This window comes from Sphaerospermopsis reniformis (genome assembly GCF_005402885.1).
GTDB classification, from domain to species: domain Bacteria; phylum Cyanobacteriota; class Cyanobacteriia; order Cyanobacteriales; family Nostocaceae; genus Sphaerospermopsis; species Sphaerospermopsis kisseleviana.
The window spans coordinates 1-9,166 of sequence record NZ_BJCE01000216.1; the positions used below are offsets into that span (position 1 = coordinate 1).

A 9,166-nucleotide genomic window follows, 5' to 3' on the forward strand; every position below is an offset into this window, starting at 1 on the left:
TATGCGTTGCGGGCTGAAGTGCCAATTGTACCCATAGCATTAATCGGCACTCATGATTTATTTTGGAGAAAAAAGTTAACAATTCGGGTAGGTGAACCTTTGTATTTTCCTGCAACTTCTCGGCCAAAGCGTCAGGAAATAGATGTAGCTTTGGAAACTTTGGAACAAGCAATAAGGGATTTGTTACCTACAGATTATCATGAACCGGAGGGGATAAAGTTGTTACAAGGTTTTTTGAATCGGATGTTGTGGTAAGAGGATTTTTTTCTTATTTTCTCACGCAGAGAGGAAGAAAAATGAAATAAGTACCCAAATTGGTATAGTCTATTCCTAAATTTAAAAATCCTTAACCGAAGTTATTTAAAATGCAAATAGACTTTCACCACGGTGTTACCTACGTAGTGGCACGACTAGCGGGTTTTAAACATGAAGATGCTAGTATTATCGCTTACTGCGCCCAATATGTAGATGATGCCATTAATGGCGGTATGATTAGATTTGATAATGGGGCAATGTTTACCCGCATCAGTTCAGCGCATAAAATGTTAGATTATCGCAACTTTCAAGAATTAGCAAATTATCATGTGTGGATACCTTTTCATTTTTTACCAGGAAATGGGGGTAAAAAAGCAGGTGAGAACCCGGAAGGAAAGTTTATTGAAAAGTTAATTTGTCGTCCTAATAGTGATGTTGCACAGCAGATGGTAAGGGAGTGTATTCAATGTCGTCAAACTGCTTATAGTTTACATCGTTTAGGGATTACAATGCACGTTTATGTTGATACTTGGGCGCATCAAGGTTTTGCAGGGGTGAACCATCGAGTTAATGAAGCGAAAAAATTACTTGATGAATATGACAAACCTGATAAAAATTTAATGGATAGATTGAAAAATTATTTTGTTAGTGAAGCTTTACCTTTAGGACATGGTGCGGTTTTAAGTCATCCTGATAAACCTTATTTACGTTGGGGTTATATTAATGGTAGAGGTGAGAAAATTAGACGCAATAATCCTGAAGATTTTTTAGCGGCTGCTGATAATATGTGTAAGGCTATGCAGCGTTATTTATTAGGTGATGCTGATGCTATTGTACCAGGTTTACCGGAAGCAGATAAAAGTTTAATTGCTTGGATGTTAGAAAATATTAAAGATAAAAATGGTCATGCACGTCATCACAAATGGTTAGATGCTATTTCTCAAGGTAAATTTAGTTTTGGAGATGCTAATGTAGACTATATTCCTAAAGGTCAAGGGTCTTGGAAATATCAAGCTTTACGAACTGAAAAAGCAGTTGATAAGGATAATGAAATTTTCCACTATCATCCTAGTTTTTTAGTCAGTAATTGGAAATTATTTCACGACGCTTTACAAGCACATCAATTTTATATTATTCATGATTTATTACCTAAATATGGAATTTGTGTAGCTTGATTTAGGTGAATTTTAGACCCCAACTTCTGGTTTTATATTGTGAAAAAGTCGGGAATATTTGCATTTTAAAATATGGATTAAATTAATATCCCAACTAACCAACAGCAAAATTTGTATAGGGTCGAATTTTGGGATGACGGAAACCAAGTACAATATCTTGCTTGGGAACACCTGCTTCCATTAATTCATTAGCAATTCCTTCTTCAGTATCATCATATTGAATCCAAATTTTACTATCAATTAAGTCTATGTGAATAGGTGTAGTGTGTAAATATTTATCGTTATTCCAACCAATATCTAATACCAAATAACGTCCTCTCTCATCATCAAATAAAACTTGAGATTCATAACCATCGGGTATAGAAGCTCGATATTCGGCATTTTCTGTAAGAATTTTTTTGATAATTTCTTGATAGCTTAATTTGGTATCCATTTTACTATCTCCTCAATTATATCATCAAATACAATTAATTTGATAATCTTGTTCTTGATTAAAATCTGTCCTAGTTCTATTGTAAACAATTATGGTAGATATCACGTCTTGACATACTCAATTTATTGGATAATGTTGAAAAAACTAACCTTGCAACAATCCTTTAAAGAAATAAATCATGTTCATAAAAATCATTTCTATCCACAGCATGACGTGATCCAACCATGCTAAAATTTGCTCTAATGGGTGTTTTTCATACCCGATAAATGTAGCAGTTGTTTCTATCCAGTCGGGTTTTAATTTATGTTGTTTTTGTTGTTGTTTTTGTTGTTGTTTTTCCGCTTCTCTTGCATTTGCAAAACTAGATTCAGGTGTTGATGATACAGATTTTTTGTTTTTAAAAACCTTCCTTTCCTTTGTATTTAATACTTCTTGATTTTTGTCTTCTGTGGTGTTAGCCTTGATTTCTGCTGTGATTTCCAAATTACCAAATAAATCACCCCAAGTTAACCAAGAATCTCCGGTTAACTCAGATGTTTGAATTTGCCGAGTATCAATAAATGTGTTAACAGTTTGGTGAGAAATTTTAATTTTATTAAATTTATAATCTTTTTCATCTTCCCTCAGTTGGGGAATTTTTCTACCTCCAAAAAAGTAATTAATTGCTGATTCTATTAAAGTGGGAATATTCAAACTTTGCTGTTCGCTGGTTAAATTATCAGCATTTACAGAAATTTCTCCCCTAGCTTCTACCTGTTCTTTCCCATAAATAAAGATATATAATTGAGTTTTGGCAACTTTAATAATTCCCTGACTTTGTTGTTTTACAGGCACAATTGCTTTAGCTTCTAATTTGGCTAAGACTGTATCTAAAAATGCTAAAATTTTACCAGGATAAGATTTGATTTCTAGGGTGTTTTGATTTTCGGGAACATTTGTTATACTAGAATCTGAACTATTAGTTAATTTGTTTAAAATCCGGTCAATTTCTGGTAATAAATTCTGCTCTTTTTGGGCTGCTACTAATTGTAAAACTTGGGAATATTCAGCAATTTCTTGATTAATTGTATCATTTAATTTTCTTTGTTGGGATATTGTCAAAACATCAAAAACTTTGTTATTGTCGCTGACAAGTACCAAATCTCTAGTTTCTAATTTGACGGCAATTCCCTGTACAGTGGGGATATGATGCTGTAAAGTATTTTCTGATGGTAATTTCGGAGCTTTTTGAGTTTGCAACCACCCAAAACTATGAGTAATTTTTTCCCAGGTTCTACCCAAAAAACCTGAAGATTTGACATTTTGTAAAGTTTCTGATTCAGCAGCGGCAGCAGATGGTAAATTTTTAACTAATTCTATGACGTTCTGAATAGGCGTGTCTGCTGGTGGGGGAGTATAAGATTTTAAGTATGTTTGGGTGGTCTTAGCTGAAGTTTGTAATTTCTTTCCTGGTTGTTTATCAGGCTGCAATGCTTGATACAACGGATAAAGTAACGCCTCTACACTCCATTTTGTAGCAACTTGTAAGTTACGGATGGTACTTTCTAATTTTTGACTCAACCGCCGAGATTGCTGATTGAAGAAGTTAAATACTTTACTTTGATAAGGACGAGATGAACTGGAGGACATGATATCAATATAATTAGGCTGTAATTAGGCTGAGTTTTGATTAATTTTGCCGATTCCTGTGAAATGTGATTGCTCGTAAAATGTGATTGAGATTTAGTTAGTGATATAATCATAACTGAAAATAAATTCAGATGAGTTTAATTTTGACAATCTCAATTTATGTTTAAGTTCTGAGCGTGGTTTTCTCTTGTGAATTTTCATTGTTGATTTTCTCTAACTTTTCATTTTACTCCTATGGATACTACATCTATATCAAAGACTGTTGAAAATTTACGCTCTTTATGTCAAATTAATATCCTTTCTTCTTGGGTTTATCAGCAAGGTAATTTAGAAGTTAATGAGTTAGAAGTTAATGAGGTAGTAAATTCTGATCTATCTGACTGGCAATCTGTTAAGATAAATCAGAGAAATCAGGTTGTTTGGGATGGGGGAAAACAGGTTCTTTGGTTAGCGCAAAGGTTCACTGTTCCTGAAAGTTTGCAAGGTTATCCTTTATCTGGTTTGTCTTTGCGGTTGTCTTTGCTTTGGTGGGCTGATGCGGTTGAGGTTTATGTTAATGGTAATCTGGTTTCAATTGGGGATTTATTTGATTGTTCCCCACGGGTGCTTTTAAGTCAAGGGGTAAAACCGGGTGATGCGTTTTTTGTTTGTTTGCGGTTGGTGAGTCCTGGTCATTGTGATGGTGCTTTGGTGCGATCGCTTTTAATTTTTGAAGGTTTGGGTTACAATGATTTAGATCCGGGTATTGTGGCTGATGAGTTGGCTATTACTCAAGTTCTTTTGGAAAGGTTTTCACCGCAGGGTTTAGCTGGTTTGGTTGCGGGGGTTGATGAGGTAACGAACCGCAAAGGCGCAAAGAACGCAGAGGAAGAGAGGGAAGAAGAAGATTGGAAGAATGTTGTTTTTAGCCTACGTCAGCTTTTACTTCAATCCAAAATCCAAAATCTAAAATCTAAAATATATTTGTTGGGTCATGCTCATTTAGATTTAGCATGGTTATGGCCTGTTTCAGAAACTTGGAACGCTGCACAAAATACTTTTGAGTCGGTTTTAAGGTTACAATCAGATTTTTCTGAGTTGATATTCTGTCATTCTACTCCTGCTCTGTATGCTTGGGTTGAGGAAAATCGTCCTCTGTTATTTCGGGAGATTCAAAGTCAGGTAAAATCTGGAAGGTGGGAGGTTTTGGGGGGTTTCTGGGTTGAACCAGATTTAAATTTGATCTCTGGTGAGTCTATTGTTAGACAATTATTATATGGTCAGCGTTATTTTTTGCAGAAGTTTGGAAAAATATCTCCCATAGTTTGGGTTCCTGATACTTTTGGTTTTTGTGCAACTTTACCACAGTTTTTGACTCAAGCGGGAATTGAGTTTTTTGTCACTCAAAAGCTACGCTGGAATGATACTACTAAATTTGATTATGGTTTATTTTGGTGGCGATCGCCAGATGGTAGTCAAATATTAAGTTATATGTCTGCTCTCATCGGGGAAACTATTGATCCGGTTAAGATGACTCAATATCTGTGTGAGTGGCAAACTCAAACGGGTTTAAATGATGCGCTTTGGCTTCCTGGTGTCGGTGATCATGGTGGTGGTCCTACTCGTGATATGCTAGAAGTAGCACGACGCTGGGAACATTCCCCCATTTTACCCAAGTTACAATTTTCCACCGCCGAAAATTATCTACAACATATAAAATCGGAATCAGAAAATCTTCCTGAAAATTTACCAATATGGGAAGATGAGTTATATTTGGAATTTCATCGCGGATGTTATACGACTCACGCAGATCAAAAACGCTACAATCGTAAATCTGAACATCTATTATATCAAGCTGAGTTATTCGCAACTCTGGCAACTTCTATATATGGTTGTGAATATCCGAAAATGGAAATAGAAACTTCTTGGAAAAAAGTTCTGTTTAACCAGTTTCACGATATTTTACCCGGTTCTTCTATTACCCAAGTTTATCACGATGCGTTACCGGAGTGGGAAGAAGTTCAACAAGTGGGAAATAAAATATTAGATGATGCTTTAAGAGCGATCGCATCTCACATTACTTTACCACAACCACCCGAACCTAATACTATTCCTATAATAATTTTTAACTCTCTCAACTGGGAGCGATCGGAAGTTGTTAGTTTAAACTTACCTGAAAATAACCAAACTTGGAAAATTTACGACTTTCAAGGAAATGAACTTCCATCCCAAAAAAGCGCAAACTCTTTATTATTTCTCGCAACCCTCCCATCCATAGGATATCAAATTTATTGGCTTTCTCCCACATCGAAAAAATCAAACATCGTAAAAAATGAACTTCCCCAAAATTGGACTTTAGAAAATGAATATCTCCAAGTAAAAATTAACCCTCAAACTGGAGATATAGACAGCATCTTTGATAAAAACCAACAACGTGAAATATTAAACGGTGCAGGAAACCAACTCCAAGCTTTTCAAGATAGTGGACAATATTGGGACGCTTGGAATATTGATCCAAATTATAGCACCAAACCCCTAAACCCAAGCGAATTACTATCAATTCAATGGTTAGAACATGGAGAAATTCAACAAAATTTACAAGTGATTCGTAAAATCGGTAAATCTGAATTTACCCAAAATTACACCTTACAAAAAAGTACCCCAATTCTTAAAATTAAGAATACTGTAAATTGGCAAGAAAATCAAGTATTAGTTAAAACCAGCTTCCCTTTAAATTTTACCACCGAAACTGCAACTTATGAAATCCCCTGTGGAGTCATTAACCGCCCCACCAACCCCCAAACCCCGGCAGAACAAGCAAAATGGGAAGTACCTGCTTTACAATGGGCTGATTTAACCTCAGAAACAGATAGCGGAAAATACGGTTTTAGCTTACTCAATGATTGTAAATATGGATACGATGTTAAACCCAATCAAATCCGCCTGACATTATTAAGAAGTCCCAACTGGCCAGACCCAGAAACAGATAGAGGAATACACGAATTTACCTATAGTTTATATCCTCATCTTGGCAGTTGGCAAGAAGCGGAAACAGTGAAAAAAGGATATGAATTAAATATACCATTAAATGTGTTGATAAATCCAGAAATCAAAAAATCTGCATCTGGTATTTTACCGAATCAAAGTTTTATCAAATTAGCAGATAATAATTTAATTATCACAGCTTTTAAAATCAGTGAAGATGATAGTAAAAAAATCATTTTGCGTTTTTATGAATGTCATGGAGAAACAGTAGAGTTAGGTTTAGAAAGTGAATATTTTAGGTTAGGGGAAGCGGTTGATTTATTGGAAAGGAAGGTAAATGAGGAAGTTGAAAAAATCGCACCTTGGAAAATTGGGAGTTTTGAAATACTTGTCTGAATCAGGATTTTCAGGATGGTAATTTTTAGATGGTTTGTTTGTGTTTAAAGTTGTATTTGTCTGAATCAGGATAACCAGGATTATAGGATTTTCAGGATGGTAATTTTTAGATGGTTTGTTTGGTGTTTAAAGTTGTATTCGTCTGAATCAGGATAACCAGGATTATAGGATCAGGACTTACGCAAGTGTCACAAGGAAAGTCTAAATTTAAGTCTGTAGTAGGCACTTTAGTGCCAAAAATAAGCGATAAATCGCTTACTACGAACAGAGAAATATGCCAGTTGCGTAAGTCCTAAGGATTTACAGGATGGTAATTTATAGATAGTGTACAAACATTCAAAAATAATCATTCAACAACATCCTGAAAAATCTTCAATTTCTCAAAAAACAATCATTCAATAACATCTTCAAACAATCCCCAACTCCCCACCATAAATCATTCAAAAACATCCTGTAAATCCTTTAATCCTGGACATCCTGATTCAGACAAATAAAATCCCCAACTTCCCACCAAACAATCATCCAAAAACATCCTCAAAGAATCCCCAACCCCCCACCATAAATCATTCAACAACATCCTGTAAATCCTTTAATCCTGGACATCTTGATTCAGACAAATAAAATCCCCAACTTCCCACCAAAAATCATCCAAAAACATCCTGTAAATCCTAAAATCCTGGTTATCCTGATTCAGACAAGAATATAATATAGATATAATTTCCACTAAAAACCTATGCAATCCCTCAACATTACATTACCAGATACATTAGCAAATGCTCTCAATAGTTATATCAAAGATCAGGAAAATCTATTACCTGCTAATGATATTATTGAAAATGCCATCATCGAATTTTTGAGTCAACGTGGTTATTTACCTCCAAAAAAACCAATTAACTTTACTCCTACGACTAAAGGAAGCGGATTTTTGGATACCTCGGTAAATCATGATCAAATTCTCGCTAAACAAATATACTCACAATCATTACCACCAAACACACCTTGAGAGCTATAATTGCTGACACTGGACCCCTTTATGCTGCTATAGATATAGATGATCAATATCATCAGCGTTCAAAAACTCAAATACAAAGAATCAATGCAGAAAATTTAACAATCTTAGTTCCCTTTCCTGTTTATCTAGAAACATATTATCTTTTGCTATATCGTCTGGGAACTGAACAAGCAATTAAATTTGCTAGAGATTGTATAGAATCAGTTTATTTTATTAACCCTTCCCAAGAACAGTATATAGCAGCAGCAGAAAAGGCTGCTTTTTTTCCAGATCAAAAAATTACTCTTCTATCAGCCCCAATTTTGGTAACAGCATCTTCAAAACTACTCACACCACGACTTTCATCAGGAATAGTAGTTAAACAGTCCTTTAAAAATTTTAAACAACTAATAAAATTACTCTTACCTGAACCATTAGAACCGATAAAAATATTCAAATTATCTAACTCTACAGGATGCGGTAAAGACAGATTTTTATAATTCTTATTTTCAATAAACTGTAAAATAGGTTGATTCATAAATGTTTACCTGTATAGATAAGTCGGGGATCTTAATTTTAACTTCCCCAAGGGTGGGCATAGCCCACCATTATACCAAACTAATCACGCTTTTAATCTTCGTGATCCTCAAAAGGATCAGCTAATTCCCTGCTTGGTGGACCAAAGGATGTGTAAATTGCCATACCAGTAATAGCAATCAGGATGGCAGAAAAAGAAACACCAAGCACTAAACCAGGTTCTAAGTCCATAAATTTAGAGTTATATTATGAGCGTTATCTTCTAGAATATTACAAAACTTAACGTAAATACTATATTCTCCATTCATTAAAGTCAGGTAAACCGCCCTACCCTGATAGTGGTATTATCGTCATAGTCAGAATCATCCCAAACGTAAGGTTAAAATCCTGCTGAAATATTGCAGCACCCTACAGAGGGGAATAAAAAAAATAAAAAAAGTTTTGGCAACTGATCTTAGGTGAACTATGGCACAACGGACTAAATTGGGAGATATCCTCAGACCCTTAAACGCTGAATATGGTAAAGTATCCCCCGGTTGGGGAACAACACCTTTAATGGGTGTTTTTATGGGTTTGTTTTTCGTATTCTTGCTCATTATTCTGCAAGTTTACAACAAGTCTCTGTTAATTCAAGACGTACTTGTTGATTGGCGCAGTTTAGGCGGCTAATTGCTACACAGCTATTATAACTTGGATACAAGTTAATATAGACCCGGCCTGTCCGGGTTTTTCAGTTAATAGGGAACAGGGAACTCTTAACACGAAACGGATAAAGAATTTTTCTCA

General features: G+C 35.1%; 8 protein-coding genes and 1 pseudogene. 5 read left to right on the top strand and 4 right to left on the bottom strand.

The features are described from left to right. Both FFR48_RS21815 and FFR48_RS21820 read left to right on the top strand, forming a co-directional pair. Positions 1-255 (top strand): annotated as a pseudogene (locus FFR48_RS21815) (lysophospholipid acyltransferase family protein); the annotation flags it as partial. A 110-nt stretch (positions 256-365) separates the two neighbouring features. Continuing rightward, positions 366-1,430, top strand: coding sequence for a DUF6765 family protein (locus FFR48_RS21820; protein WP_137668826.1), 1,065 nt, complete (start codon positions 366-368; stop codon positions 1,428-1,430). A gap of 94 nt (positions 1,431-1,524) precedes the next feature. Here the strand turns inward: FFR48_RS21820 and FFR48_RS21825 are convergent, their stop codons facing one another. Together FFR48_RS21825 and FFR48_RS21830 are read right to left on the bottom strand one after the other, a co-directional pair. Next, the gene (locus tag FFR48_RS21825) at positions 1,525-1,863 is read right to left on the bottom strand and encodes a XisI protein (protein WP_137668827.1); all 339 of its coding nucleotides are present in this window, start codon (positions 1,861-1,863) and stop codon (positions 1,525-1,527) included. A 144-nt stretch (positions 1,864-2,007) separates the two neighbouring features. Further along, a complete protein-coding gene (locus tag FFR48_RS21830; RefSeq protein WP_137668828.1) occupies positions 2,008-3,492 on the bottom strand; it encodes a hypothetical protein in 1,485 nt (494 codons plus the stop codon). Positions 3,493-3,726: 234 nt separating this feature from the next. On the opposite strand from FFR48_RS21830, the gene FFR48_RS21835 reads away from it, so the two are divergent. After that, complete coding sequence (locus tag FFR48_RS21835) at positions 3,727-6,852, top strand: alpha-mannosidase (protein ID WP_137668829.1); 3,126 nt, start codon at positions 3,727-3,729, stop codon at positions 6,850-6,852. Positions 6,853-7,585: 733 nt separating this feature from the next. Next, complete coding sequence (locus FFR48_RS21840; RefSeq protein WP_137668830.1) at positions 7,586-7,855, top strand: hypothetical protein; 270 nt, start codon at positions 7,586-7,588, stop codon at positions 7,853-7,855. A gap of 280 nt (positions 7,856-8,135) precedes the next feature. Here FFR48_RS21840 and FFR48_RS21850 read toward each other — a convergent pair whose 3' ends face one another. Together FFR48_RS21850 and psbN are read right to left on the bottom strand one after the other, a co-directional pair. Next, positions 8,136-8,381 carry an AAA family ATPase gene (locus FFR48_RS21850; protein ID WP_137668831.1) on the bottom strand — a complete coding sequence of 82 codons (246 nt, stop codon included), beginning with the start codon at positions 8,379-8,381 and terminating at the stop codon, positions 8,136-8,138. A 92-nt stretch (positions 8,382-8,473) separates the two neighbouring features. Then, positions 8,474-8,611, bottom strand: coding sequence for a photosystem II reaction center protein PsbN (psbN, locus tag FFR48_RS21855; protein ID WP_096566031.1), 138 nt, complete (start codon positions 8,609-8,611; stop codon positions 8,474-8,476). Between the two features lie 234 nt (positions 8,612-8,845). Here psbN and psbH point away from each other — a divergent pair, with 234 nt between their 5' ends. Then, positions 8,846-9,049: a photosystem II reaction center phosphoprotein PsbH gene (gene psbH / locus FFR48_RS21860; RefSeq protein WP_096566033.1), complete on the top strand. Its 204-nt coding sequence runs from the start codon at positions 8,846-8,848 to the stop codon at positions 9,047-9,049. The last annotated feature ends 117 nt before the right edge of the window (positions 9,050-9,166 follow it).